A 26,963-nucleotide genomic window follows, 5' to 3' on the forward strand; every position below is an offset into this window, starting at 1 on the left:
GACCCCTACGCGGGCACCTCGACACTGCCGCCCAGCTAATTGGTAAGACCACTTGACCTCTGACCGGTCCGGCTTCTACCGTCGTCGGCATGGTGTTCCAGCCGGTGGCCCGACGGTCCGTGCCCGACGAGGTGTTCGCGCAGATGCTGCACGCGGTGATCGACGGCAGCGTCGCGGCGGGCGAGGCCCTGCCCAGCGAGCGCGCGCTGGCCGAAGTGCTCGGGGTGTCGCGGCCCGCGGTTCGCGAAGCGCTGCAGCGGATGTCGCAGGCCGGGCTGGTCGACGTCCGCCAGGGCGACGGCACGGTCGTGCGGGACTTCCGGCGCAGCGCGGGCCTGGACCTGCTGCCGCGCCTGCTGCTGCGCGGCGAGACGGTCGACCTCACCGTGGTGCGCGACATCCTCGACGCCCGGCTGCTCATCGGCCCCGAGGTGGCCGCCCTGGCCGCCGCACGCGCGGGCGAGAGCCTGGCGCGACCGCTGTCGGACGCGATCGACGCGCTCGCCACGACCGAGGACCCGGTGGCGTCGCAGCGGCACGCACTCACGTTCTGGGACCACCTCGTCGACGGCGCCGACTCGATCGTCTTCCGACTGGTGTTCAACAGCCTCCGCGCCGCCTACGAACCCGCACTCGACCTCCTCGGCCCGCTGATGGCCGCCGAGGTGTCGCGCACCGACGCGTACCGCGCGCTCGCCGACGCGGTCACCGAGGCCGATCCCGAGCGCGCGCGCTCGGCCGCGCTCGATCTCCTGAGCCCGGCCACCGAGGCGTTCCTCACCGTCATCAAGGAGCTGACATGAGCCGAAGGCAGGTGTCCCTGGCGGACTGCGCGCGGGAGTTCGCGCGCCACCCCTCACCGTGGCTGATCGGCGGCACGCTCGTGGCCGCGGTCGTCGCCCGCGTCGTGGTCGGCGACTGGTGGTCGAGCGACACCCTGCTGCCGTTCGTCATGCTGGCCGTGTTCCCGTTCTTCGAGTGGACCGTGCACGTCTGCGTCCTGCACTGGCGCCCGCGCAAGATCGCCGCGCTGACAATCGATCCGCTGCTCGCGCGCAAGCACCGTGAACACCACGCCGATCCGCGCGATGTCCCGCTGGTCTTCATCCCGTGGCCGGTCCTCGTGTGGCTGCTGCCGGTCATCACCGCCATCGCCCTCACCGCTTTCAGCCGGATCGCGTTGGGGCTCACGTTCCTCTGCTTCGTGGCGGCCCTCGGGCTCGCCTACGAATGGACGCACTACCTGATCCACAGCGACTACCAGCCGAAATCCCGGCTGTACCGGGCGGTGTGGCGCAACCACCGGCTCCACCACTTCAAGAACGAGCACTACTGGTTCACTGTCACCACCACGGGTACAGCCGATCGGGTCATGCGCACGTACCCCGATCCGCGTACCGTCACGAACTCGCCCTCCGTCAAGGATTTGCACAACACCTCGCGTGATCCACTGTCGGATCCCCTGGTCGGGTGAGTAATCTCTACGAGTCACCAAGCGATCGCGGAGAGTGGGTGTCGTGGCCGAATCGACGACTACGTGGGTGCCCGAGGGCATCGACCTGGACAGACCAAGCGCAGCACGGCTCTATGACTACCTTCTGGGCGGCGGCCACAACTTCGCCCATGACCGGGAACTCGCGCACCGGTTCCTGAAGGCGCAGCCGCACGCCAGGGAGATCGCCCGGCACAACCGGTCCTTCCTCCGCCGCAGCGTGCTGTTCATGATCGAGAACGGCCTCCGGCAGTTCCTCGACCTCGGGTCCGGCATCCCGACCGTCGGCAACGTGCACGAGATCGCGCACAACGCCGACCCCGCGTGCCGAGTCGTCTACGTCGACTACGAGGAAGTCGCCTGCGCGCACAGCAACCTGATGCTGGCGAGCAACCCCAACGCGACGATCGTGCAGGCCGACCTGACCGTCCCGGAGGAGGTGCTGGCCGCGACGCGGGCCACCGGACTGCTCGACTTCGACCAGCCGATCGGCGTGATCATGGCCGGGGTCTTCCACTTCGTGCCCGACGCGAAGGAACCGGCGAAGATCATCGGCCGCTACCGCGACGCCACGGCCGACGGCAGCATGCTGTCGTTCTCGCAGTTCACCCGCGACCTGATGCCGGAGGAGATGGACCGCGTCGTCGAGGTCATGAAGTCCAGCCGCGACCCGATGTTCCCCCGCACCCGCGAGGAGATCATCGCCCTGTTCGACGGTTACGAGATCGTCGAGCCGGGCATCGTCCCCACCGCGCTGTGGCACCCGGACACGGGTCTGGACGACGGCCAGGACCCGAACCTGGCGGGCATCCTCGCGGGCGTGGGACGCAAACGCTGAGTCCGATGTGATGGCCGAGCCCACCGTGCGCGTCCGGGCGGACCAGGACACCCTGGTCCGTTCGTGGCTGCGCGCGGTGGCGGCCACGGCCTACGTGCCGCGGACGTCGCAAGAGATCACCGCCGGCCTCGCCGAGATGGTCGACACCCTCGTCGCCGCGATGGTGGCCGAGCCCTTCGACCCCACGCCGGGAACCGAGGTCGGCGAGCGGATGGTGGCCGAGGGCCTGATCGGCGAGAACACGCTGCAGCAGTCGGTCGCCGCGCTCGCCGAAGGGCTGCACGGGCCCGCGGACCGGAAGGTGTCGCTCCTGGTCGCGGTGTCCTCCGGCTACGCGAACGCCTTGCGGAACCGGACGCTGGCGCAGCAGGAGAACATGAAGATCGCGCTGCACAGCGCGATGCGCCAGGCCGAACGCGACCGGCGGGCCACCGAGAGCCGGTTCCGGGAGGTGTTCGCCAGTTCCGCCGTCGGCATCGCGATCACCGAGCTGGACGGCCGGTTCGTGGAGACCAACCCCGCCCTGGCCACGATCCTGGCCTGCGAGACCGGCGACCTGGCGGGCCGCTCGCTGGCCGAGTTCATCACCAACGAGCCCGACGTCTCGGGCAGCCCGCTCGCGCACCTGCCGGACCGGCAGCGGCTGCGAAGACTCAACGGCGAGACGGCGTGGGTCTACGCGAAGTCCTCGCTGCTGCCCGACGAGTCCGGTGGGCCCGCCTACCGGGTGACGATGGTCCAGGACCTCAGCGAGCTGCACCTGCTGGGCGACCGGCTCAGCCACCAATTGCTGCACGACGCGCTCACCGGTGTGGCGAACCGGATCAGCTTCGAGTCGCGACTGGAGACGATGCACGGGAAGGCGGCGCCGACCAGCACGCTCACCCTGTGCTGCCTCGACCTCGACGCCTTCTCCATGGTCAACACCACCTACGGCCACGAGCTCGGCAACCGGGTGCTGCGCACGGTCGCGCAGCGGCTCGAAGCGGTGGCGGGCGAGAAGGCGGTCGTCGCGCGGATCGGCAGCGACGAGTTCGCCGTCCTCGTCCTGGACGCGCCGCCGGTGTCGGAGTTCGTCGACGCGATCAACGCCGAACTGTCCGAGCCGGACTACACCGACGGCGTGGGTCTCGCGGTCAGCGCGAGCATCGGGGTCGTGCGGGCCGGCCCGTCGGCGATGTCGAGCGCCGAGCTGTTCCGCGCGGGCGAATCGGCGCTGCGACAGGCGCGCGCGTCGGGCAGGCGGCAGTGGGTCGAGTTCGACCATGACGCCGACAAACGCGACCGCGCCCTCGGGTCCGCGGCGACCGCGCTGCCCGCGGCGTGGGAGAACGGCGAACTGGACCTGCGCTACGACGTCGTCGCCCGGTTGGCCGACCACAAGCCGGTGCGGGTCACGGCGGTGCCCGGGCTCGATCGGCCCGCCGCGGGCCTGCCGTCGGCGGCGGACCTGGCGGAGACGACGGGGCTCTCGGTGGCGCTGGGCCCGTGGCTGCTGTCCCGGTCGACCGAGCACGTCCCGGTGTGGCGGGCGCTGTTCGGGTCCGAGCCGGTGCACCGGGTGCTGCTCTCCCCGTTGCAGTCGGCCGACGCGGAGCTGTCGGGGGTGATCAACCGGGCCATCGCGGCCACCGCGATCCCGCCGGGGCTGCTGGAGGTCGGACTGCACACGGGCACGGTCACAGGCAACGGCGACGCCCAGGACAACCTGCGCACCCTCGGCGACATCGGTGTGGTCACCGCGTTGCACGGGTTCGCGGGCGGGCCGCGCGAGGTCACCATGGCCGAGCGGTTCAAGGTCGGCGCGGTGCTGCTGGCCGACCCGTTCGAGGGATGGCGGCCGGACTGGCTGCCGCACGACTGCGTCCAGGTGGAGACCACCCGCGGCCTGATCGACACGATGCGCTCGATCGGCGTGTCCGTGGGCGTGCGCGGCGTGCGTGACCTGGCCGAAGCCCGGTGGTGGGCGGAGTTGGGCGCCGACACCGGGGAGGGTCCGGCGTTCGGTCTGGGACTCGCGGTGGACGACGTGCTGAGCCGCGTCCGGTCCGCCAAGTGAACGAATCACCCGGCGTCGATCTCCCCGCGCGCCCGCGGGCTGTTGCAGGATGAGGAACGTGGAACCCGACAGCGAGCCGGACCCGAACCGCAGAGAACGCCTCATCGACACCGCGTGCGCGGCTCTCGCCGCCATGCGCGCGGGCGAGGACGACGGCGCGCTGGACCACGTGGCGTCGGCCGTCCAGTCCGCCCCCAACAGCCACGCCGACGCGCGTGAGCTGATGCTGCTGCTGTTCCACGAGTGCAGCGCGATGGTGGCCGAACTCGGCGACGGCGGCTCGACACCGGTGAAGATGCAGGTCTACGACGACGACGGGCAGGAAGTCCCGATCGACGAGGCCGACCCCCCGGTCCGCACGGCGGTCCGCACGCTGCTCGCGGAAGTCCACGGCGACCAGGCCGGGGCGAAGGCCCAGATCGAGATCGCCCTGGCCAACGCGGACCCGGACGAGATGGCGGCCCTGATGGTCCAGGCACTGCGGTGGACCCTGCGCCTTTCGGACGAGTGCGTGAGCCGCGACCTGCCGGTGCCCGCCTGGATTCGCGGCTGAAAAGTCCACAGTGGACTATTCAGTTGTCCACAGGCCGCCGCGGGGCCGTTGACGTGCCCTGATCCGAGGACGACGATTCAAGGCATGCGCCCAGCAGCCTTGGTCCTCATCTTGACGGTGCTCGCCACCTTCACGGTCCCCGCGTCAGCGGCGCCGCCGGCAAGGGACTATGTCGCCCTGGGCGATTCCTACGCGGCGGGCCCCGGCATCCCGATCCAGAACGCGACCCCTCCGGGCTGCGCCCGCTCCGACCAGAACTACCCCGCGCAACTGGCCCGCTGGCTCAAGGTCGACACCTTCCAGGACGTCTCCTGCAGCGGCGCCACCACCGTGCACATGACCGCACCCCAACAGGTCTCCGGCGGCCCCAACCCACCCCAACTCGACGCGTTGAGCCCCAAGATCGACCTGGTCACGCTGACCATCGGCGGCAACGACATCGGATTCGGGGAGATCCTGGCCCGCTGCGGCCAAGAGGGCGCCAAGGACCCCACGGGCAACCCGTGTCAGCGGTACTACACCCAGTCGGGCCGCGACGTCCTCGCCGACCGGGTCGCCGCCGTGGCCCCGAAGATCGCCCGGACACTCGACGGCATCAAGAAGCGGTCGCCCCACGCCAAGATCCTGGTGGTCGGCTACCTGAGGATCCTGCCCCCACACACCGGCTGCTGGCCCGCGGTCCCCTTCGCCGCCGGCGACACCGCGTACTTCGACGGAGTCGAACGCGCCCTCAACGCCACCACCGCCGCGACCGCCCACAAGGCAGGCGCCCACTTCGTCGACCCGTACTACTTCTCCCTCAACCACGACGCCTGCCAACCCCGCGACCGCCGCTGGGTGGAACCGTTACAGCCCGCCAACCCCGCCGCCCCCATCCACCCCAACGCCGCAGGCATGCGCGTGGTGGCAGGCCTGACTTGGGCAACCCACTTACTCACCCGCTGACCACTCGCTGACGCTGACTCCGCACAGCCGACCCCACCACCAGGTGCCGGCTGCGCAGGCAGCGAGCCCGACTCCACCGGCAGCCCAGCTCGCTACCCCTCCACAGCCGACCCGACCGACACCCCAACCCGCCACCCCCACCACAGCCGACCCAACCGACACCCCAACCCGCCATCCCCACCACAGCCACCACCTGACTGACACCCCACAACCAGAACCACCCCACCCACCACCGAGATCGCCCCCTGGTCTGGGCACCCGATACCCCCGCACCACCGCACACGCCGTCCCACACCGCACCACCCACCCGTCCCGCGCACCAACCCCGGACGAGCAACCCCCCACGATGCTCTTAATCCCTGCACTTCCCCCTGCTCCCTCGTCCTGGCCGCCTTTAACTCTCGATCGGCGGTGTCAAGGGTCAGCTCCGCTGATCGCGCAGCGACGGCCGTCCACGGCCGCCCTTGATACCGCCGATCGAGAGTTAAACAATCAAGCCAGAGCGAGACCCCCGCCGGAACCCACGAACACCGTGCACAGATCCACGAACACCGTGCACATAGGACAAAGAGCGCTACCTTGATGCAAAGAACCAAGGGAGCGCCATGATCACCGTGCAAGGAGTCGTGGACCGAGTTGGTCCCACCCTCCTCCGCATAGTCGCCCCACAAGATCCCACGCCCCAGGTAAGCGACGTGATCATCGCCGAAGCGGGCAAACGCACCCAGATAGCCACCGGCGACCTCGTCCTCGGCATCGCGGTCTCCTCCACCGCCGAAGCCGTCGAGCTGGTCCGCCACAGCGGTGCCCACGCGGCCGCCGCCGTCCTGCTCAAGCCGCCCCACGCCTCCCGCAGCGCCGTCAAGACCGCCGCCCAGCGCGGCGGCACGACCGTCGTGGAGGTGCACTCCGGTGCCGCCTGGGCCCAACTCGTCTGGCTCCTGCGCTCGGTTCTCGACGCCGCCGCCGACGAGTCCGACTCCTCCGGCGCCGTCACCGACGCGGGCCCCTTCGGCGACCTCTTCCGGCTCGCCGACGCGGCCGCCGCGGTCATCGACGCACCGGTCACGATCGAGGACGCCAACTCCCGGGTCCTCGCGTATTCCGCCCGGCAGGACCGGACCGACCCGGCCCGGGTGTCGACGATCATGGGCAGACGGGTGCCGGACGATGTCCTGGCCCGGTTCCGTTCCCGCGGTGTGTTCCGCGAACTGAGTCGCGGCCGGACCACGATCTTCGTGCCCGCGCAGCGCGACGGCACGCTTCCCCGGCTGATCGTCCCGATCCGCATGGGTGGGGAACTGCTCGGCTCGATGTGGGCGGTCGTCCCCGGTCCCGTCCCGGACGCGCGGGCCGCCGCGTTCGCCGACACCGCCCCCGTCGTGGCGCTGCACCTGCTGCGGCGGCGGGCCCGCGAGGACAGCGAGCGCAGGCGGACCGCGGAACTGGTCCGCTCGGCGCTGCAGGGCACGGGCAGCGCGCGTCTCCTCGCCGCCGAACTGGATCTTGCCCCCGACACCGCCCACCGGGTGGTGGCGATCGACGTGCAGACCGACGACGCCTTGGGCGGCGAAGGCGCGCGCCTCGCCCTGGTCCAGCGCCTGACCGACGGCATCGGCCGCCGCCCGGCCGTGGCCGACATGCACGGCGTCCTCTACGCCGTCGTCCCCGACCAACCCGGCGACACCGGGTGGACCGAGGTCCGTGCCGCGTTGGCCGCGTCCAGCGGCGCCCTGGTCGCGGCGGGCTCCCCGGTGGACGTGGCCGACCTTGCCCGGTCGCGCACCGAGGCCGACGAGGCACTCAGCCTCCTGCGCGCGGGCCTCGTCGAGGGCCCGGTGGCCGTCCATGACGACGTGTGGGCGGTGCTCGTGCTGCACCGGGCCGCCGTGGCCGCGGCCGGTGTGACCGCGTTCGGGCCGTTGGCCGCGCTCCGCGCCGCCGACGAGGAGTCCGACGGCTGGTACGTCGACACCCTCTACGAGTGGCTCCGCCACCCCGGCGACCCCCGCGCCGCCGCCGCGGCCCTGCGGATCCACCCGAACACCCTGCGGTACCGGATGTCCCGGGTGACCGCCGCCCTCGACGCCGATCTGACCGAGCCCGATGTCCGGCTCGCCCTACTCACACAGTTAGTAGCCATTCGCTGGGCGTGATGTGCTCGTAGCACAACCGACCCCTGCAGATCTCGTGCTCGCGACACGATGACACCGCTGCACGCGTGTCCGACCGTGGTACAGCACACCCCGAATGGCCCAGAGAGGACTTCCCGTTGAAGATCGCCGTCCCCCGCGAGATCAAGAACCACGAGTACCGGGTGGCGCTCACGCCAGCGGGTGCCCATGAGCTGACCAGCCGCGGCCACGATGTCTTCGTCGAGACCGGCGCGGGCTTGGGCTCGGCGATCACCGATGAGGAGTACCTGGGCGCGGGCGCGAAGATCCTCGCGACCGCCGACGAGGTGTGGGCCGAGGGCGACCTGGTCCTGAAGGTCAAGGAGCCCATCGCGGTCGAGTACCCGCGGCTGCGCAAGGGACAGACCCTCTTCACCTACCTGCACTTGGCCGCCGATGAGGCGTTGACGAAGGCCCTGTTGGACTCGGGCGTCACCGCGATCGCGTACGAGACCGTGCAGACGAGCACTGGCGCGCTGCCGCTGCTGGCGCCGATGTCCGAGGTCGCGGGCCGGTTGGCTCCGCAGGTCGGCGCGTTCGCCCTGATGAAGCCGTCCGGTGGGCGCGGTGTGCTGCCCGGTGGTGTTCCGGGGGTGACCCCGGCGAAGGTCGTCGTCATCGGCGGCGGCGTCGCGGGTGTCAACGCGGCCACCATCGCCCTCGGCATGGGCGCGGAGGTGCAGGTCCTGGACACGAATGTGGACCGGCTGCGCCAGATCGACAACCAGTTCGGCGGCCGGGTCCGCACCGTCGCGTCGAACCGTTACGCCGTCGAGCAGGCCGCCCGTGAGGCGGACTTGGTGATCGGCGCCGTCCTGGTGCCGGGCGCCAAGGCCCCGAAGCTGATCAGCAACGCGCTGGTGGCGGAGATGCAGCCGGGTTCGGTGCTGGTCGACATCGCCATCGACCAGGGTGGTTGCTTCGAGGACTCGCGTCCCACGACGCACGCGGACCCGACGTACCCGGTCCACAACTCGATCTTCTACTGCGTCGCGAACATGCCGGGCGCTGTCCCGAGGACGTCGACCTACGCGTTGACCAATGTCACCTTGCCGTACGCGGTGGCTTTGGCCGACAAGGGCTGGAAGTCCGCCCTGCGCGATGACGCCGCCCTGGCTTTGGGTTTGAACACCCACGATGGCCTGCTGACCAACGCTCCCGTCGCGACCGCCCACTCCCTCCCCGCGACCTCGCTGGACACGGTCCTCGCCTGAGGTTTCGACCCGGCCCACTGCCCTCGCGTGGGCCGGGTCTTCTCGCTTGGCCGCTCCCTGCCTCCGGTGGTGGGTCTCCCTCTGGCTTGATTGTTTAACTCTCGATCGGCGGTATCAAGGGCGGCCGTAAACGGCCGTCGCTGCGCGATCGGCAAGCCGACCCTTGACACCGCCGATCGAGAGTTAAAGGCGGCCAGGACGAGGGAGCAGGGGGAACTGCAGGAATTAAGAGCACCGCCCTGGTCCCCGAGTCCACCGTTGCCACGTGGGGACGGCCGTGGCCGTCGCGGGCCAGGGAGCGTTGCGGTAACGCCCCCCACACCGTGGGGCCTAAGCAAGTCGCGCGCCTGCCCACCCGTGGCCCGGCAGAGCCGGATAGCCACCAACGCACCTGGGCGATCATGCCCATCGCTTGTCCGCATACTCCGATGCGCGCAGCGCGAGCCCACACTGCTGGTCCGGTAGGGCTGGATTGGCCACCGATCGCACCGTGGGCGACATGCCTATTGGTTACATACTCTGGCTGTATGAGCGGTGACGGTGAGAGTGTGGCGGGTCGGGATGGGCGTCGCCCGGTGTATGACTCCTATGGGCGGTTGTCGCGGGTGCCGGAGACTGGGGAACTGGAGAAGATCGAGACCCAGTGGGCCGACAACCTGAAGGTGATCGAGCGCCACGGCGCGGTGTTGGGGGAGCAACTGTCCGACGGGTTGTCGGCGTGGAAGCTCAAGGTGCGCCGCAAGGGGTGGGAACGCCTGTTGGAGCGGGTGGAGTCGGGGGCCTCGGATGGGATCGTGGTCTGGCACACCGACCGCTTGTTTCGTCAGCCGCGTGATCTTGAGCGGTTGATCGAGTTGGCGGATAAGGGGTTCCTGGTGTTGTCCGCGCACGGTGCCCGTGATCTGTCGGACCCTGATGACCGGTTCATTCTGCGGATCGAGGTCGCGCACGCGGCCCGGTCCAGTGATGACACGTCGCGGCGGTTGCGACGACGGTTCGCGACGATGCGGGCGAAGGGGCGTGCGCAGACCGGTGGTCCGCGTCGGTTCGGGTTCGACGGGTTGGAAATGGAGCCCACCGGACCGGACGGGGAGCGGTTGCCGGTGGCAGCCGATGTGGTGGAGCGGGAGCGCAAGGCGTTGCGTGAGGCGGTGACCGCGATCCTGGCGGGGGTATCGATTTCGCAGGTGGCGCGGGACTGGAACGCGGCCGGGCTGCGCACGGTGCCGGGCGGGGTGTTGTGGGAACAGAAGACGGTGCGGATGACCTTGGAACGTCCGTCGCTGGCCGGGCTGATCGAGTACAACGGTGTGCTGGAGGGTCGGATGCCGGGTGAGCCGATCATCGATCCGCAGGTGTTCGACCGGTTGCGGGCGTTGTTCGCCTCCCGCAGCACCGGCGCGCCGGTCGGGGTGCGCTACCTGGGGACCGGAATCCTGCGGTGCGGATTGTGTCGGGCGAAGCTGTCCGCCCGCCCGTCCGGGGGAAGCACGTACTCGGATGGGGCGCAGCGCCGCATGTATTTCTGCAACGGGCAGCGCAAGGGTTGCGGGAAGGTCTACGCCGATCAACGCGGCGTAGACCGGGAGATCGAGGCGTTCACCATCGCGCGCCTGTCCGATCCGCGCGTCGCGGAGGCGATGAGCGCCGCCCGCGCGCGGGTGTCCACCCGTCTGGCCGAGGTGGAAGAAGAGATCGCCGCGTGCAAGCAGATCAGCAAAGCCCTGTCCATCCGGTTGGGCAAACGCAAGATCACGTTGGATGCGTTCGATGAGGCCAACGACCCGTTGGCCGCCGATCTTGAGCGGCTGACCGCCGAACGCGACGCACTGATCAACACCGTGGACGCGGGCGACGACGCCGCTAAGGCGGGGATGGCCGGTGCGGTCACCGATCAGTGGCGCGACGCCGAGGTACCCGAGAAGCGCGCCATGTTCGTGCAGGCGTTGAGCGCTATGACCATGGTCGTGGACCCGGCCGGGCAGGTACGGCACATGTTCGACCCGAACCGTGTTCGACTGCTGAAGCCCACGACCAAGCCGCGCTAGCTGTCGGCCTCCCGGCGCTGTTCGATGCGGTCGAGCACGACCGCCGCCGCGTTCACCGCATCGCCGCTCATCGGCTCAAGACCCGCGCACACACGCCGCCAATGGTCGAGCCGGGAATCACCCACCTCGGGAGAATCGGTGTCCATCGGCGTGTTCTTTCGGCTGGGATGGCGGGCACGCGCTCCATTCCTTGCGCGTTCGGCCACTCCCCGACGCCCCTTCGTTCTTCCAGTATGCCAACAAATGCGCCGCGATGGCGTGACTGATCTTGTCCGGTGAATGGCGTGCGTTCGTGATCGACGGGGCGGATACACTGGCGCGTAACGCGCCAGAGGACACGGGTTGTCGCCCGGGGGAGTGCCAGCCCTGTCCGAAGTGGACCTGTGTCCCGTGTGGCCGCTCGGAAGGAGTGGAGCGCGTGCCCGCCATCCCCAGCCGAAAGACTCCGATGGACACCGATTCTCCCGACCCACCCCGGCCGGACACGGGCAGCGTGACATCCGACATACAAGCCTGGATCGATCGCTTCCTGACCGCGCTGGAACGTCGCGGCCACTTCACCGAAGCAATGGCCAGAGACATACGACAGATGCTGCGGGAATGACCGAAGCGGGCGGGTGACCGGGTGCCTGTCCGGTGGGGACGTGGGGTGTCGACAGTCCCCCGGTTTGGGGTCGGTCCGCTCCCCCGCTGGGGAAGTGGGGGCGGCGAATTTCGTTGCGTGGAAACGATCTTGGGTGATCGCTCTCGCCCACCGATCCGGCCGACTCAGGAGGTATACTGGCCGCAAAGCGGCCAGGTATCTTCCGACAGGGTCGCGGCCGTCTCGAAATCCACTGTTCCGACTCGACGGTTCCGCACTGTCGCATGTGGACATAGACGGGCCCCCGAGGTGATCACCCCGGGGGCCGTGGTCGCCGATTGGCTAGATCGTCTTACGCCGAGTTCGCCCGACAAGGTGGACAGTGGTCCCGGACATGGGACCGCCCCGGCCGGATGCCGATGTGGCACCTGCCGGGGCGGGTATGGAGGGGCGGGGTTCAGGCCACGGTGTCGGCGCTCCCCAGGAACCACGCGACTAGTTCGACCCGGCCGCACACGCCCGCTTTGCTTGCCGCACGGCCGATGTAGGTCTCCACGGTGCGGGCCGATACATGCAGGCGTGAGCCGATTTCCTTGTACGTCAATCCATCGGTGACCAGGGCAACGACGTCGTGTTCACGTGGGGTGAGCACGGCGGCCGGGCTGCCGGTCAGCGGGCGGGCCCGTCTCGTTGAGTCCAGCGCGGACAGTGCGAGGGTCGTCGCTCCGTCCACACCGGAACCGATGAGTTCGGCCCCGGCCGCGATAGCCCGGTTGTACGCGCTGACGCCCAGCTTTCGGCGACAGGCCCCCATTGCCAGCACGCGAAGTTTGAGTAGCGGGTGCGCCGAGTGGAGGCAGACTCCGTGGCGACGCTGGCAGCGTTCGGCCGCTCCGAACAATCTCGCGGCGTCGCCGGCGTTGCTCGGTGCGAGGATCACCGCCGCCAACCACAGTGAGCCGCACACGCAACCGAGGTCTCCGCAGTCGCGTTGTCCCTCCAAGCCGATTCCCAGGTGGTGCGCCGCCTCGGTGTAGTCGGCGTTGGTGACAAGCGTCAGTGCGCGGGTCCAGTGCGCCCACGTCGTCGCCCACGGTGCCCCCGCTGTCTCGGCGATGGCCAGCACTTCCGCTGAGCGTTCGACCGCGCGCGCCGGATCGCCGTGCACCGCTTCGGCCAGCGTCGCCAACAGGCTCACCCCGAACCTGTCGGTGGGTGCGCTCATGGCCGCCGCCGCCGAATCCAACAGGGCGACCGATGCCGTGGCCGTGGCCGCGTCCACGGGTGCCAGCGCGGCGTAAGCACCCTCCACAAAGGTCAACACGGGCATGGCGGTACCACCGAGTTGCGCGGACAGGTCGTGCGCCCGGGTGAGCATCTGCCGGCCGGTAGCGGGTTCACCCTGCGCCAACTTCACCCACGCCAGGAAGCCCAAAGCGGTCACCTGCACATCCGACGGGTCCGCCGGATGTCGGGCCAATCCATCGGCCAGCGAGTCTGCCAGCACCCGCAGACGCGCGGCGTAGACGTGCGCGCGCGTCCGCGCGGTGTCGACCAACATTCCCAGCCCACGTTGCGGATGCCCTGTCTCGAACCAGAAGGCCGCCGCCGCGTCCAAATCCGCCCGCTGGGACACGACCGCCCGCAACAGGGGGACTTCCCCGGGGTTGAGCCACCCGACCGCCGCGCGTGCCGCCTCGTCGGCGTAGTACTGCGCGTGTGCCGCCCTGATTGCGTCGGGGTTCAGGTCCTCCCAGCGCATGCCTTGGCCGTAGAGACGGGCAAGGGCGTGCATCGAGTAGCGCGATACGCCCGCATCCTCGGTGCGGGTGATCAGCCCCCGGTCGATGAGTGCACCCAGCACGGTGACGACCTGTCGCAGACCCGGGAAGACACCGAGCGTGACACACGCGGACGCGATCGCTTCTTGCCGGGCACCGTCGCCGAAATGGGCGAGGACCGACCACAAGCGACGTTGCTCCTCGGTGAGCAACATCGCGGTGCGATCCAGCGCTATCCGCATCGAACACTGATGGTGTTCATCGGCCGGATGCGTCGCATCCAACAGCACCGTGGGGTCAGTGCGCGCTTGGGCGAGGGCTTCCGGGATGGATTGCACCGTGAGCCACGACGCCGCGAACACGAGTGGGCCAGGAAGCCGACCCACCAGCGCGCAAATTCTGTCCGCCCCTGCACGGTCACTGTCCGATATGGTCACGCCGCGCGAGGCGGCTTGCACGGTGAGCAGAGCAAGCGCATCCTCTGCCGGCATCGGCCCCACCGGCACCACGTGCTCTATCCCGATCCCCAGCACAACCTGACTGGTGAGCAGAACCGTCACGCCCGGACCGTGTGTGAGCAACGCCCGAACCACGTCGGTCAGTGATCCCGCGCCGGTCACGAGAAGCTCGCAGCCGTCCAACACGATCAGGATTTTCCGCTCACCCACGTGCGCCGCGATTTGCGCCATCCGATCGCCGGATGCGTGATCCGCCAACCCAAGCGCGCACATCAACTCGCTTTCGAGGTGATCCCGCGACCGCAGCCGGCCAACCCGCACCACGACGACTTCACGACCGCAGTCTGAACCGACGACTTGCAACGCAAGCGCGGTCTTCCCGGCCCCACTGGGACCATGCACCGTGACCAGACGCTCCCCGCGCAACGCCCGCCGCAGGTGATCCAACTCGGCGTTGCGGCCCATGAACGGGGTCAACACCGACAGCGCCGCAAAATCCGCTTGCGGAGCAACATCATCCGTACCCCGCAGAGCCCAATTCTCGTCCATACCAACAATCCCCCCGTCAATCGGCCATCCTCCCCAGGTAGCCGCGGTGACCCCCCACAATACCCCTGACCTGCGAAAACGGCACCGTGAAAATACTTAGAATTCACTAAGTTGGTGGGTCCTATAGCGACTCAATGTGGACAGTGCGTGCAAGATCCTGTGCGCAGCGTCGCCACGCGGGTGGTCGCGTACCGTCGATTCCACAAGGGACGGGGGTGGCCGTCCGGGACCGAACACGCACCCCCCGGAGACCCACCCCATGAACAAGAAGATCACCGCCGCCGGCCTCGTCCTGACCATCTCAGTCAGTACCAGCCTGGTGACCGACCACATCGCACAGACGCGCGCCACCGCCGCCCAACAGAGCGCCGCCGCGCACTCCGACCGACAGGCCAACATCGGCCGCGTCCTACCCCGCACACCCGTCACGGCGCTGCGCACATTCATGTCCCTAGTCGCACAGCGCATCCCGGAATCGGCCTGCGCAGGACTCGACACCCATGCCGCGACCCAACTGGCCACCCGGTACGGCGAACCGGACTGCGCCGCCGCCGCGCGCCGCATCCGCTCCCAGGTCGATGACATCAACGACTGGACCGAATTCACATTCGCCCCTGGGGACCAGAAGATCCACGCGGACGGCACCGCCACCATGAACGGATGCGCGATCCGCTTCCCCGGGCACCGCATCGGCAAGGCCCCCGCGCGCGACCCCGGCCCCCGTATCGGGCGGCTCACCCTGCGCCAAATCGGCGGCGGGGGCTACCTCATCACCCACATTGAGCCCTGTCCGACCGGGCCCGCGCCAACCACACCGTCTGGCAGCTCGGTGCCCATGACCGCCCGGCCCACCGCCCCGGCCGCCCCGTCCAGCCCGGCCGTGCCCTCCATGCTGCCCGTCTACCCGCCATCGGTGCCCGCCATGGTGGCCAGACGCATCGCTGACGGCTCCACCTACCTGTGCGCCTACTTCACCCCGGCCGCGCGTGCCCAATTCGCACACGCCGCACGCGCGGCGGACTGCGAGACCGCAGTCACCGAGCTACGGACCCGCGTCACCGACACCCGCCGCTACGCCAACCCGGACAGCGGCACCACCACCGCCACCCCAGCGGCCGGCGGACGCGTCACCGTCGACGGATGCGCCCTAACCTGGACCATCCTTGGACAACCCCACGCCACCCCACCCGGGCCCCGAATCGGACGCCTCACCCTCGAACATCCACCCGGCGACCCCAACGGCTACCTGATCGCCGGATACGCCCCGTGCAGGTAACCCGGATGTACGTCAGCAGAATGACAAACGTACGTCAGTAAATCTGACCAACACGACAAAGCCCCCGCCTAGCCACTGGCTAGACGGGGGCATTGTGTTTTCCGACAGGGATTGTAGCTCTGGCCCTACCTGGTCACAGACGAATAGTCACTAAGTCGGAATCAGGTTCCAACTCAATTATGCACGCCCGTATTTGGCTATGGCGTCATACTGTCCGAACTCGGGAATCGCCTCCCAGTGTGCCGACACATCCACCGAATCGATATCCTCTACGGCGATGGTGTCGACACGAGAGTCGTCCGTCCTATGTCGGACAACTCCGCCAGGAGTGAAAGTGTAACTCTCCACCACTAGCGGAATACGTCCGCGCGCTCCCGTGTCCTGCCCGTATTCATACGAGACGATCTCCTGCAGGAATAGCTTGTCGCCATTCCGCATGAAGATATAGGCCAACTCGTCTCGCCCCTGTTCGTCAATAAACCGTGTCGCCGCGTACCCGGTTTCCAAACGAATCTCGATAAGTACACGGCCGCTTCCGGCATCATCCCGGAACGCGGTGTAGGTCTCGCCCGTTTCGTGGAATTGGCGAGCCATGTTCTCATCAAGCGGCCCAAGGGGCTTGTTGAGTACGCGGTTCCACTGTTCGCAGTACGACCAGGTCACTTCGGGTCCTCCTTGGGAGGCAATTCGTAGATCCGCCCGTTAACGTCCCTGATTGTAATGCCACGCTCCGCCGCAGCGCGTAGCGCCCACTCGGGCACGTCATGCTCTTGGACAGGGATCTCCATGTAGGGAAGACCCGAAATTGGACGTCCGACAAGGTCCGGGTACTTGTCACGCATAGACGGGGAATCCTTGACCACCCTACCCGGCCTGTATTTGTTCACATGCTCGCTGAGATAGCCTTCCCATGTGCCAGGTTTAATTTCGGATATCTGGGTGTGCTTACGTGAGACGATCTCCCGATTCGGCTTATAGGAATCAAGGACTTTTTTGTTTTCCAAGATGACCTCGTTCGCGGGATATCGGTGATGGTTCTCCACGTTGAACCGGTTTCCGTCATCAATCTTCTTCTGAAGCTCAGGCGGAAAGTACCGGCGTTTCTTTGGGGTCGCCGCCTCGGTGCTCGAAGGTGGCGGACGGGCACTTCCGCTGCCCGTGTCGTCTCAATACCCCCCGCGCATAACGGTCTGAGCGGCGGAGTCAAGGCGTTGGCGCAGTTCTGCGAGGCGAGCCACGGACGCGTCAATGTCACCCTTAAGCGACAGCGCGACACCGGTCAATTCCTGCCCGATCTCCGCCCCCGCCTGCTGAATCGCGGCGACGACCGTATCAATCTGGTTGCTCGCACCCATCACTAGATCCACGGGAACCGCCTGACTTGCCGCCCCCAACGCCGCTGCGGCCTGTTCCAGATGACCTGACACGATCTCCCTTTCTGTTAATTTGCCCGACCTGATTGGGCAGGCTATAGGTGAGGACCGACGAAACTGGTTGTTCGTCTATGGAAGTTCAAGGCGATTGGTAAACTGTGGCATTCGAATCGTGACCGGACGTCGTTCATCTTCGGGGATTCGACACACAGGAGGTGCGATTGTTTCCGCTTCAAAACCTGAGGGAAGGTCCAATGTGAGGATAAACCGGAGCGTGTGCATAGCCTTTCCAACGTAGTAGGCGATGACGGTTTCGGGATTCCACACGTCTTGGCCTGCCCGGATTCGATACGCCACGCAGTCATCTTCCGAGCGAAGTATTATCGCGTCGATGTATTGGCCGAACCGGTAGGCCGCGCCGATGGCTGTCAGGCTTTCGCGGTTCGGGCCGTAAAACGTGAGAGACCACCGCCGGTATCGAAGTTCGCGTAGACAGTCGTCCAGTGTTGTTAGTTCCATCGGAACCCCGGTTCTTGCCGTTGCCTTATCTGCTCGGCTTCATGCTGTATTGCTTGGAGTTTCAATCGTTCGTCCAGCCAACGGCGGATCAAACACCACAAGCCGAACCCCAACGCAACTGCTGAACCGATCGCAACGAGAAATATTATCGCCACATTGCCGATTTCAGATATCGGCATCACAAGGTCCCGCGAAACTGGCTGTTCACAAGTTCTGGTCCCGCCTGGCTTTCGCGAGGGCGATCGAGACACGCATTCGTTGCCGCCTTGCTCGTTCCTGCTGCGCTTGCCTGGCGATGAGGCCCACGGGCAAGAGAAGTCCGACTGTGGTCACGTACTCGCAAATGCGCAGAAGAGTTGAGGCCATCGAACGCCTTTTCATCTTCCGATCCGGCAATTGGCCACGCCGAATAGTCTGTGCGCGGCAATAGATACGTCGGGGCGTCGCGGACGTACCGCGCTTCTTCCCGCTTGTCCATCCAGTCGAAGACTCGGAGCAACGCCCAGCCGCCAACCGCAAACGCGATAAGAACCACACCCAACGTGATGTAAACCGTGTTCATCCGGTTTCCCCCAGATTCACCGTCATTCGACGCCGCCTATCTCGAAGGTCTCCTGTACGGCCGTGGTCGGACGCGGACGCGGGCGCGGCGGGTGCGGACAAGGCCACATCGGTTTGCGCCGCAATCCGATATGAGGTCTCACCGCTTTCACCCTGTCCAGCGTCAGCACCTGCAATTCCTTCCCGTCGCCATCTTCAAGTCCGATTCCCCTACGAGTAGCCTTGTGATCGCAGCCCGTAGTGGGAAGGGCTCACGGGTCTACAGGCGTCTACAACAAGAGGGGGCAACGGTGAGCGATCTCGGTTCACTGCTCCGCGCCGCACGCCAAGCCGCCGCTGTGAGCCTGTCCGCCATGGCCACAAGAACCCACTACTCCAAGCCCCTGCTTGGGCTGCTGGAGACCGGGAAACGCACGGTCAAGCCCGAGCACGTCACCGCATACTCACGCGCCTTGAACGTGCCGGTGGACGCCTTGCTAGGCCCACAGGGCGACCCGCTGCGAACAGCTCATGAATGGCTGGTGTCGGACACGCCCGTCCAGACGCATTCGGCGTCTGGACGTCGCGTGGGATCGAGCCTTGTCGCGGCACTTGAGGCCCGCGTGATCGAGCTGCGGCTACTGGACGACTTCATCGGCGGAACAGACCTGTTCCCCTTGGTACGCAAGGAACTTAGCGGCGCGCAACGCGTCGCCAAGGACGGTGCATACACAGAGGGCACCGGTCGACGGCTTCTCACAGTTGTCGGCGAGCTGTCCCAGCTCGCCGGATGGGTCGCCAGCGACGCCGGACGGCACCTCGAAGCCGAGCACGCCTACCTCACCGGCGTGTCCGCCGCGCGCGATGCCGGGGACCGCGCACTAGCCGGACAACTGCTGTCGTCGCTGAGCTACCAAATGGCCAACGTGGGCAATCCCGCAGACGCGGCCCTACTCGCCCGGTCGGCAGCCAAGGGAGCCGAACACGCAACCCCTGTCGTGCGCACCCTGCTACTGGAGCGCGTCGCGTGGGCCGAAGCCCGCTCGCGAGACCACAAGGCGGCACGAAGGACGTTGGATCTCGTAGACGACACATACGAGCGCCGATCCACAGCCATCGCCGAACCACACTGGGTGTACTGGATGAACCGCGCCGAGATCGACGTCATGGCCGGACGCTGCCTAATCGAACTCAACAACCCCACCGCCGCCGAACCCCTGCTCTCCGGCGCGATCGACACCTACGAAGCCGAGCACGTTCGAGAAGTGGCGCTGTACCTGTCGTGGCTGGCCGAGTCCTACGCACGAGCCGGAGAACTGGATGCGGCACGCTCCACGTTGAACCGCGCCCGGAAGGTCAGCGCCGGAATCAACTCCGCACGCCTGGACAGTCGCATCCGCGAGGTCATACAGATCGCCTGACCGGCCGTAACGAGTGTGTAACCAATGGGCGTGTCGCCTGGGGGTCCGGGGGGTCGCCCCCCGGTTCAAGCGGACGAGAATCCCAGGCGAGCGCTCTCCGCGAGCATGTGGACGCGGATTTGAGGGCGGCCCGCTCAACCAGCCTGGGGGTCACTGGGAGCGGGCCGCCATCTATAGCTTAGGCATATTCGGTCTTGAGCGCCGCATCGGGGGGCAGGCGAGTTGTGAATATTTGTCCACGGACAGTGGGTACGTTCCGGTGAACTGTTCACGACCAGCGCACATTCGGGTGAATACCCCCGGTAGGGGTAGTGAGTTCCCCCTGTGGGACCGATGTTCCCTCTGTGACTGAGCCCCGGTGGTACGTCGGTTGCCATGACCCGTTCGGCAGGGATCGGGCGTTGACGGTGTTGGTCGAGGATGACCGTGTCGTGTTGGTGCCGCCGCCGGGTGCTTCGGCTGTGTTGTCGGCGCAGCAGACGCGGTCGTTGGGCCTGGTGTTGGATCAGGCCGCGGGCCGCGCGGACGAAGTTCGGGCCTGATGGCGGGCGATCCGTTGCGTGAGGCCGTGTTGCGGCGGTTGGCGCTGCTGGACGAGGCCGCGGGCAATGCTGACGCGGATACGTTGCTTCCGTTGGCGCGCAGCGAGATCACTCGGTTGGCCGATGGGTGGCGGTTGTTGCTCACGGTGCATCAGCAGGGGGCTGATCAGCGGTGTCAGGCTTGTCCGCCGGGGTGGGGCGGGTTTCGGGGCAGGCGGTGGCCGTGTCAGGTGTGGAAGATGGCTCATGAGCATTTGATCGGTGAGGGTGTTCCGCACCGTGAGCGCACGAAGCCGTTGCGCAATCCGTTCGGGAAGCCGGGTCGGGTGGTTCCGCCGGAGTCTTCCGTCGAGGTGACCACGGAGATCCCGGTGATTCGCCACCGCTGATCGTCCGTCACGCTGGGTGAACAAGGGCACCAGTCTTCCCGTGTCGCGACGCCGTGTAGTCGTCATGGGGCAAGATGGCCGCCACGACAGCCTGGCGAGCAGGAGGGGCCCTGTGCAGGACGGTAGCGGTCGCATCGTGGTGCAGAACTTGACCAAGAACTTCGGTCAGGTCGCCGCGGTGCAGAACCTGAGTTTCCATGTGGAGCCGGGGTCGGTCACCGGCTTCCTCGGGCCGAACGGCGCGGGCAAGACGACGACTCTTCGGATGTTGCTCGGCCTTGTGCGGCCGACGGCGGGCCACTCGACGATCAACGGGCAGCCGTTCGAGCGGTTGGGCAACCCTGGTCGGGTTGTCGGCGCGGTGCTCGAGGCGCAGGGGTTCCACCCCACGCGGTCGGCGCTCAACCATCTGCGGGTTTATGCCGCGGCGATGGGGTTGCCTGATCAGCGCGCTCATGAGGTGGTGCAGCTCGTCGGGTTGGGTGGTGCGGCGCATCGGGCGGCAGGTGGGTTCTCGCTGGGTATGAAGCAGCGGCTGGCGTTGGCCACCGCGCTGCTGGGCGACCCGCAGGTGTTGGTGCTCGACGAGCCCGCGAACGGGCTCGACCCGGAGGGCATCGCCTGGCTGCGCACGTTCCTGCGCACGTTCGCCGCGTCCGGCCGGACCGTGCTGATCTCCAGCCACCTGTTGGCCGAGGTCGAGCAGACCATCGACCAGGTGGTGATCATCAGCCGCGGCCAGACCGTCTTCTACGGCATGCTCGACGATCTGCGCCGGTCGCAGCAGTCGCGGGTGCTTGTGCAGCCCGCGGACGCGTCCGCGTTCGTCAGCGCGTTGCAGGCGGCGGGGATCACCGGCATCCAGCCCATGCCGGACGGCCGGGTAGCGGTCACCGACGCCACGATCCAGCAGATCGGCGATGTGGCGGCCAAGGCCGGTGTCGCGACGTATGGCATGCAGGAGGAGAAGGTCGACCTGGAGCAGCTGTTCTTCCGGCTGACCAGCGGCCAGTACTCGGCGCCGGGTTACGCGCAGCCGCCTCAGCAAGGTGGTTACGCGCTTCCCGCGCAGGCCTACCAGCAGCAGAACCCGTACCAGCAGCAGCAATACCAGCAGCCGCCGCAGCAGGCATATCAGCAGCAGCCCTACCAGCAGCAGGCGTATCAGCCGCCGCCGCAGGGCTATGAGCAGCCGTACCAGCCACCGGTCCAGGAGTCCTCGCCGTATCAGCCGCCCGCGTCGGATCCGACGCCCGCGCCGCAGCAGGACTCGACCGGACAGGGAGGCGACGCCTGATGGGCAACATGATCAAGGCGGAGTTCCGCAAGATCCTGACCACCAAGCTGTGGTGGGCGATGATGATCCCCGCGTTCCTGGTGGCGGGCGGCTGGGCGCTCGGCGGCGCCGCGCTGACCACGGAGATCGCCAACGACCTGTCGCGCGAAGACGTCATCCAGCAGTTCGACATCCCGATCAACGAGGTGTCCTGGTCGGTGATCGCGCTGGCCCGCGCGATGAACATCGCGTCGATCTTCCCGATGCTGTTCGGCGCGCTCGGCCTGGCCAGCGAGTTGCACCGCCGCACGATCACGACCACGTTCCTGACCGCGTCCACCCGTCCCGGTGTGCTCACCGCCAAGGCGATCGTCTACACGGTGTGGGGTGCGATCTACGGGCTCGTCATCGCCGTCGCGGTCTCCTTCGGCGCGCTGCTCGGGTCGGACAGCAACCACCTGCCCGACGGCAAGCAGTGGTTCCTGGTGCTCCTCGCGGGCGTGATCATGTGCACCCTGTGGACGCTGTTCGGTCTCGGGGTCGGCGCGCTCATCGGGTCGCCGGTGGGTGCGATCGTGATCCTGCTGGTCTACGCGCTCGTCATCGGCCCGTTCGGCGAGTTCGTGCTCTTCTCCGCCACCGATGGCTCGAACCTGCCCGGTTTCCTGCCGAACGGCTCCGCCAACGGCATGACCGGCTCGACCGCGAGCGCGCTGTTGTTCGAGCAGATCCAGGCCCTGGTCCTCAACCTGGGCGGCGAAATGGTCACCGAGGACCGGCGGGAGACCTTCGACCAGGCCATCCGCGCGGTGGCGGGCGCCCCTGGCGCGCTGTCGCTGTGGCTGAGCACCCTGGTGTTCTTCGCCTGGACGGCCCTGTTCTTCGGCACCGGGATGTGGCGCAACCAGACGCGCGACATCACCTGATCCCCTAGTTGTCCACAGGAGCGGGCCGTTCACCCCATCGGTGAGCGGCCCGCGCCTAATCTGGCGGGGTGCCCCACAACCCTGGCTGGATTCGCAGACTGACCGCCGCGTGCTGGCGACACCGCCGCCTGGTGGTGTTGTCGGTCGTCGCGTCGGTGATCGGTGTCGGTTTCCAGGCGGCTGGTCCGCTCTTGGTCAAGTTCGTCGTCGACGACGCCATCGCGGGCACGACCGAGCGCCTCGTCTGGCTGGTGGTCGCGCTGGTCGCCATGGAGTTGTTGACCTTCGGCAGCGCGTTCCTGCGCCGGTACCTGGGCGGGCGCCTGGCTTTGGACGTCCAGCACGACCTGCGCCAGGCGGTGTTCGGCGCGGTGCAGCGGCTCGATGGCGGCAAGCAGGACGCGATGCGCACCGGGCAGGTGGTGTCGCGGTCGATCACCGACCTGCAGCTCGTCCAGGGCCTGCTGATGATGGTGCCGCTCTCGATCGGCACCGTCGTGTTCGCGTTCATGGCCCTGGCCGCCATGTTGTGGCTCTCACCGTTGCTGACCGTCGTCGCCTTGGTGGTCACCCCGGCGGTCGCGTTCGTGGCGATGCGCAGCAGGCTCACGCTGTTCCCGGCGACGTGGTCGGCCCAGCAGCGCGCCGCCGATCTCGCGCAGCACGTCGAGGAGACGGTCACTGGCGTCCGCGTGGTCAAGGGGTTCGGCCAGGAGTTCCGCGAGATCTCCCGGTTGGAGAAGTCCGCCCGGTCCCTGTTCGCCGAGCGGATGCGGGCGGCGGCGCTGACGTCGCGACCGGCCGCGACGTTGATCGCGATGCCGTCGGCGGGCCAGGTGGCGGTGCTCGCGCTGGGCGGCTGGATGGCGCTCGACGGCCAGGTCACGCTGGGCACTTTCCTCGCGTTCACCACGTATGTGGCGAATCTGGTCGGCCCCACAAGGTTCCTGTCCGGCCTGCTGATCAACGCGCAGCTGGCCCGGGCGGGCGTGGAGCGGGTGTACGAGCTCATCGACTCCCAGCCCGACGTCACCGACAAGCCCGACGCCGCCGACGTGCCGGAGGGGCCGGTCGACGTTCGGCTCGAGGGCGTCACCTTCGGCTACACGCGAAGCGATCCCGTGCTCGACGGGGTGTCGCTGCGGGTCTCCCCCGGTGAGACGCTCGCCCTGGTCGGCACGGCGGGCTCGGGCAAGTCGACGGTGTCGTTGCTGCTGCCCAGGTTCTATGACGTGCACGCGGGGTCGATCAAGGTCGGCGGCGTCGACATCCGTGATCTGCGGCTGGCGTCTCTGCGCGGCACGGTCGGTGTGGTGTTCGAGGAGGCGTTCCTGTTCTCCGACTCCGTGCGCGCGAACATCGCCTACGGGCGCGCGGACGCGACCGAGGACGACATCCGGGCGGCGGCGAAAGCCGCGCAGGCGCACGAGTTCATCGAGGCGCTCCCCCAGGGCTACGACACGGTGGTCGGCGAACGCGGCCTGACGCTGTCTGGTGGCCAGCGGCAGCGGGTCGCCCTTGCCCGCGCTTTGCTCTCCGACCCGCGGGTGCTGGTGCTCGACGACGCGACGTCGGCGGTGGACGCGGCGACGGAGTCGGCCATCCACGACACGCTGCGCGAGGTCACCGCCGACCGCACGACCCTGCTCATCGCCCACCGCCGCTCGACACTGAGCCTGGCCGACCGCATCGCCGTCCTCGACCGGGGCCGGGTGGTCGACGTCGGCACGCACGCGGAGCTGTCCGGGCGGTGCGAGCTGTACCGGTCGCTGCTGGCCGGTCCCGGCGACGTGATCGAAGACCCGACCCGCGGTCGGGACGAAGACCTGGTTCCCGGCCCCGACGGGATCACCGAGTCGCTCTGGCCCGCCCCGACCGAACCGGACCCCGCGACGGCGGAACCCGCGCCGCGGGTCTCCCGACGCATGGGCGGGGACTCCGGCGACGCGGCGGCCGCGCTCCCACCGACGCCGGAGCTCCTCGCCCGGGTCGAGGCGCTCCCGCCCGCGCTCGAACAACCCGACCTGCCCGGGGAGGACCCGACCGCGCCCGATCCGGGCTTCCGGCTGCGCCGCCTGCTGACGCCGGTCCGGTGGTCCCTCGCGGTCGTGGCGGCCCTGGTGATCGCCGACGCGTTGACCGGCATGGCCATGCCGGCGTTGGTGCGCCACGGCATCGACTCCGGCATCCTGACCGGCACCTCGGGGGCACTGTGGGTGGCGACCGGCATCTCCGCCGTCCTGGTCGGCGTCATGTGGATCAACACCGCGGCGACGACGATCCTCACCGCGCGCGTGGGCGAACGCCTCCTCTACCTGCTGCGCGTGCGCAGCTACGCCCACCTGCAGCGGCTCGGCCTCGACTACTACGAGCGCGAGCTGGGGGGCCGGATCATGACCAGGATGACGACCGACGTCGACGCGCTGTCGACGTTCCTGCAGACCGGCGTCACGACGGCGGCGGCGAGCGTGCTGACCGTCGCGGCCATCACGGTCGCGCTGCTCGTCACCGACTTCTCGCTGGCCCTGGTCGCGTTGGCGATACTGCCGGTGCTCGCGGTCGCGACGATCATCTTCCAGCGGCTGTCGTCGGCGGCCTACGCCGAGGCGCGCGAGCGGGTCAGCGCGGTCAACGCGGACATGCAGGAGAACGTGACCGGGCTGCGGGTCTCCCAGGCGTACACGCGGGAGGGCCAGGCCGCCGAGCGCTTCGCCGAGCGCAGCGACGCCTACCGGCGCAGCAGGCTGCGCGCCCAGCGCTACATCGCGACGTACTTCCCGTTCGTCGCCATGCTTTCCGGCTTCGCGCAGGCCGCGGTGCTGGTCGCGGGTGCCCACCGGGTCGCGGCGGGCGACCTCACTCCCGGTGTGCTGCTGGCGTTCCTGCTGTACCTGGGCCTGTTCTTCGCCCCGGTGCAGCAGCTCTCCGGCATCTTCGACGGCTACCAGCAGGCCCGGATCGGCCTGCACCGGATCTCCGACCTGCTGCGCACGCCGAGCAGCGTCGAGCCGCCCGCCGAGCCGGTGCCCGTCCCGGCCCACCTGAGCGGCGCGGTCGAGCTGCGCGGGGTGACGTTCCGCTACCCGGGCACGGAGACACCGGCCGTCGAGGACGTGTCGCTGCGCGCCGAGCCTGGGCAGACCGTCGCCCTGGTCGGTGCGACCGGCGCGGGCAAGTCGACGGTCGTCAAGCTGATCGCCCGGTTCTACGACCCGACCGAGGGCGCTGTCCTCGCCGACGGGACCGATCTGCGCGCCTACGACCTCGCCGTCTACCGGCAGCGGCTGGGCGTGGTTCCCCAGGAGGCCCACCTGTTCAGCGGCGACATCGCGCGCAACGTCGCCTATGGCGACCCGGACGCGCCGCCCGCCAAGGTCGAGGCCGCCGTCCGCGCGGTCGGCGCGCTGCCGATGGTCGCCGGTCTCGCCGACGGGTTCCGCCAGCAGGTCGGCGAGCGGGGGCAGGGCCTGTCCGCGGGCCAGCGCCAGCTCATCGCCCTGGCGAGGGCCGATCTCACCGATCCCGACATCCTGCTGCTCGACGAGGCGACCGCCGCTCTCGACCCCGCGACCGAGGCCGCGGTGGTCGCCGCGAGCGACCGGGTCACGAGCAGCCGCACCACGTTCGTCGTGGCGCACCGATTAGCCACCGCGGCCCGGGCCGACACCATCGTCGTGATGGAGGCGGGCCGGGTGGTCGAGCAAGGCACCCACGACGAGCTGCTGGCGGCGGACGGGCACTACGCGCGCCTCTGGCGCTACGGATCACCGGAGCACGCCGGACAACGCTCCGAGCTGCCCGAAACGGCGCCCCGATGAGGCCCGAAACCTCACCGGGCCGGGCCACGAGCAGTGAGAACATCCGGGCTCAATCGATACAGTGCCGAACGCTACGCATGAGGTGGCTCACCCGGGTCCACTTGATTAACACACGCCCTGACCGGGGGACTAGCCTGACGGGGAATGGCCATTACTAAGAGATCGAGATGGATAGAGGCGAGAGCCAGC

General features: G+C 68.2%; 21 protein-coding genes. 16 read left to right on the forward strand and 5 right to left on the reverse strand.

All coding sequences use genetic code 11. From position 1 onward, the window contains the following. Window positions 1–89: 89 nt before the first annotated feature. From C8E96_RS03090 to C8E96_RS03130, 9 genes are all read left to right on the forward strand, one after another. Window positions 90–803, forward strand: coding sequence for a FadR/GntR family transcriptional regulator (locus C8E96_RS03090; protein WP_091381736.1), 714 nt, complete (start codon window positions 90–92; stop codon window positions 801–803). Further along, window positions 800–1,474 (forward strand): sterol desaturase family protein, encoded by a 675-nt coding sequence (locus tag C8E96_RS03095; protein ID WP_091381734.1) that lies wholly within the window; start codon window positions 800–802, stop codon window positions 1,472–1,474. Before C8E96_RS03090 ends, C8E96_RS03095 begins: the two co-directional genes overlap by 4 nt. Before the next feature lie 43 nt (window positions 1,475–1,517). Further along, complete coding sequence (locus C8E96_RS03100; RefSeq protein ID WP_091382023.1) at window positions 1,518–2,330, forward strand: SAM-dependent methyltransferase; 813 nt, start codon at window positions 1,518–1,520, stop codon at window positions 2,328–2,330. A 10-nt stretch (window positions 2,331–2,340) separates the two neighbouring features. Continuing rightward, a complete protein-coding gene (locus C8E96_RS03105; protein ID WP_091381732.1) occupies window positions 2,341–4,389 on the forward strand; it encodes a diguanylate cyclase domain-containing protein in 2,049 nt (682 codons plus the stop codon). A gap of 49 nt (window positions 4,390–4,438) precedes the next feature. Then, complete coding sequence (locus tag C8E96_RS03110) at window positions 4,439–4,942, forward strand: hypothetical protein (RefSeq protein WP_091381730.1); 504 nt, start codon at window positions 4,439–4,441, stop codon at window positions 4,940–4,942. 84 nt (window positions 4,943–5,026) lie between these two features. Next, window positions 5,027–5,887, forward strand: a complete 861-nt coding sequence (locus tag C8E96_RS03115; RefSeq protein WP_091381727.1) for an SGNH/GDSL hydrolase family protein — start codon at window positions 5,027–5,029, stop codon at window positions 5,885–5,887. 605 nt (window positions 5,888–6,492) lie between these two features. Then, the gene (locus tag C8E96_RS03120) at window positions 6,493–8,043 is read left to right on the forward strand and encodes a PucR family transcriptional regulator (protein WP_091381724.1); all 1,551 of its coding nucleotides are present in this window, start codon (window positions 6,493–6,495) and stop codon (window positions 8,041–8,043) included. A 116-nt stretch (window positions 8,044–8,159) separates the two neighbouring features. Next, complete coding sequence (ald, locus tag C8E96_RS03125) at window positions 8,160–9,275, forward strand: alanine dehydrogenase (RefSeq protein WP_091381722.1); 1,116 nt, start codon at window positions 8,160–8,162, stop codon at window positions 9,273–9,275. Between the two features lie 527 nt (window positions 9,276–9,802). Further along, window positions 9,803–11,323, forward strand: coding sequence for a recombinase family protein (locus tag C8E96_RS03130; protein ID WP_091381720.1), 1,521 nt, complete (start codon window positions 9,803–9,805; stop codon window positions 11,321–11,323). Here the strand turns inward: C8E96_RS03130 and C8E96_RS33055 are convergent. After that, window positions 11,320–11,469 carry a hypothetical protein gene (locus C8E96_RS33055; protein ID WP_166657861.1) on the reverse strand — a complete coding sequence of 50 codons (150 nt, stop codon included), beginning with the start codon at window positions 11,467–11,469 and terminating at the stop codon, window positions 11,320–11,322. The two genes, C8E96_RS03130 and C8E96_RS33055, sit on opposite strands and share 4 nt — an antisense overlap. Window positions 11,470–11,741: 272 nt before the next feature. Between C8E96_RS33055 and C8E96_RS03135 the strand changes: the two genes are divergently transcribed. Then, complete coding sequence (locus C8E96_RS03135) at window positions 11,742–11,927, forward strand: hypothetical protein (RefSeq protein ID WP_133794139.1); 186 nt, start codon at window positions 11,742–11,744, stop codon at window positions 11,925–11,927. Window positions 11,928–12,363: 436 nt separating this feature from the next. On the opposite strand, the gene C8E96_RS03140 is transcribed toward C8E96_RS03135, so the two are convergent. Then, the gene (locus C8E96_RS03140) at window positions 12,364–14,694 is read right to left on the reverse strand and encodes an ATP-binding protein (RefSeq protein WP_091381717.1); all 2,331 of its coding nucleotides are present in this window, start codon (window positions 14,692–14,694) and stop codon (window positions 12,364–12,366) included. Window positions 14,695–14,953: 259 nt separating this feature from the next. On the opposite strand from C8E96_RS03140, the gene C8E96_RS03145 reads away from it, so the two are divergent. Then, window positions 14,954–15,970, forward strand: a complete 1,017-nt coding sequence (locus tag C8E96_RS03145; protein ID WP_091381716.1) for a hypothetical protein — start codon at window positions 14,954–14,956, stop codon at window positions 15,968–15,970. 177 nt (window positions 15,971–16,147) lie between these two features. Here C8E96_RS03145 and C8E96_RS03150 read toward each other — a convergent pair whose 3' ends face one another. The 3 genes from C8E96_RS03150 to C8E96_RS03160 form a co-directional block, all read right to left on the reverse strand. After that, on the reverse strand, window positions 16,148–16,633 hold the full coding sequence (locus C8E96_RS03150; RefSeq protein ID WP_091381714.1) for a hypothetical protein: 486 nt from the start codon (window positions 16,631–16,633) through the stop codon (window positions 16,148–16,150). Between the two features lie 503 nt (window positions 16,634–17,136). After that, window positions 17,137–17,325, reverse strand: a complete 189-nt coding sequence (locus C8E96_RS03155; protein ID WP_091574580.1) for a hypothetical protein — start codon at window positions 17,323–17,325, stop codon at window positions 17,137–17,139. 715 nt (window positions 17,326–18,040) lie between these two features. Continuing rightward, window positions 18,041–18,424, reverse strand: a complete 384-nt coding sequence (locus tag C8E96_RS03160; protein ID WP_133794141.1) for a hypothetical protein — start codon at window positions 18,422–18,424, stop codon at window positions 18,041–18,043. Between the two features lie 289 nt (window positions 18,425–18,713). Here C8E96_RS03160 and C8E96_RS03165 point away from each other — a divergent pair, with 289 nt between their 5' ends. The 5 genes from C8E96_RS03165 (at window position 18,714) to C8E96_RS03190 (ending at window position 26,774) form a co-directional block, all read left to right on the forward strand. Beyond that, window positions 18,714–19,823 carry a helix-turn-helix domain-containing protein gene (locus tag C8E96_RS03165; protein WP_228770171.1) on the forward strand — a complete coding sequence of 370 codons (1,110 nt, stop codon included), beginning with the start codon at window positions 18,714–18,716 and terminating at the stop codon, window positions 19,821–19,823. Window positions 19,824–20,167: 344 nt separating this feature from the next. Next, complete coding sequence (locus C8E96_RS03170; protein ID WP_091381708.1) at window positions 20,168–20,365, forward strand: hypothetical protein; 198 nt, start codon at window positions 20,168–20,170, stop codon at window positions 20,363–20,365. A gap of 501 nt (window positions 20,366–20,866) precedes the next feature. Then, window positions 20,867–22,051, forward strand: a complete 1,185-nt coding sequence (locus C8E96_RS03180; protein ID WP_091381704.1) for an ATP-binding cassette domain-containing protein — start codon at window positions 20,867–20,869, stop codon at window positions 22,049–22,051. After that, window positions 22,051–22,956 (forward strand): ABC transporter permease subunit, encoded by a 906-nt coding sequence (locus C8E96_RS03185; RefSeq protein WP_091381703.1) that lies wholly within the window; start codon window positions 22,051–22,053, stop codon window positions 22,954–22,956. The genes C8E96_RS03180 and C8E96_RS03185 overlap by 1 nt, the downstream gene beginning before the upstream one ends. A gap of 68 nt (window positions 22,957–23,024) precedes the next feature. Then, on the forward strand, window positions 23,025–26,774 hold the full coding sequence (locus C8E96_RS03190; RefSeq protein ID WP_091381701.1) for an ABC transporter ATP-binding protein: 3,750 nt from the start codon (window positions 23,025–23,027) through the stop codon (window positions 26,772–26,774). The last annotated feature ends 189 nt before the right edge of the window (window positions 26,775–26,963 follow it).

It is taken from the genome of Actinokineospora alba, from assembly GCF_004362515.1.
Lineage (GTDB): Bacteria > Actinomycetota > Actinomycetes > Mycobacteriales > Pseudonocardiaceae > Actinokineospora > Actinokineospora alba.

Excerpts from the sequence above, each read along its gene's own strand:
- C8E96_RS03090 (WP_091381736.1), top strand. The coding sequence starts at position 90 with ATGGTGTTCCAGCCGGTGGCCCGACGGTCCGTGCCCGACGAGGTGTTC.
- C8E96_RS03095 (WP_091381734.1), top strand. The coding sequence starts at position 800 with ATGAGCCGAAGGCAGGTGTCCCTGGCGGACTGCGCGCGGGAGTTCGCG.
- C8E96_RS03105 (WP_091381732.1), top strand. The coding sequence starts at position 2,341 with ATGGCCGAGCCCACCGTGCGCGTCCGGGCGGACCAGGACACCCTGGTC.
- C8E96_RS03110 (WP_091381730.1), top strand. The coding sequence starts at position 4,439 with ATGAGGAACGTGGAACCCGACAGCGAGCCGGACCCGAACCGCAGAGAA.
- C8E96_RS03115 (WP_091381727.1), top strand. The coding sequence starts at position 5,027 with ATGCGCCCAGCAGCCTTGGTCCTCATCTTGACGGTGCTCGCCACCTTC.
- C8E96_RS03120 (WP_091381724.1), top strand. The coding sequence starts at position 6,493 with ATGATCACCGTGCAAGGAGTCGTGGACCGAGTTGGTCCCACCCTCCTC.
- C8E96_RS03130 (WP_091381720.1), top strand. The coding sequence starts at position 9,803 with ATGAGCGGTGACGGTGAGAGTGTGGCGGGTCGGGATGGGCGTCGCCCG.
- C8E96_RS33055 (WP_166657861.1), bottom strand. The coding sequence starts at position 11,469 with ATGGACACCGATTCTCCCGAGGTGGGTGATTCCCGGCTCGACCATTGG.
- C8E96_RS03140 (WP_091381717.1), bottom strand. The coding sequence starts at position 14,694 with ATGGACGAGAATTGGGCTCTGCGGGGTACGGATGATGTTGCTCCGCAA.
- C8E96_RS03145 (WP_091381716.1), top strand. The coding sequence starts at position 14,954 with ATGAACAAGAAGATCACCGCCGCCGGCCTCGTCCTGACCATCTCAGTC.
- C8E96_RS03155 (WP_091574580.1), bottom strand. The coding sequence starts at position 17,325 with ATGGGTGCGAGCAACCAGATTGATACGGTCGTCGCCGCGATTCAGCAG.
- C8E96_RS03160 (WP_133794141.1), bottom strand. The coding sequence starts at position 18,424 with ATGAACACGGTTTACATCACGTTGGGTGTGGTTCTTATCGCGTTTGCG.
- C8E96_RS03185 (WP_091381703.1), top strand. The coding sequence starts at position 22,051 with ATGGGCAACATGATCAAGGCGGAGTTCCGCAAGATCCTGACCACCAAG.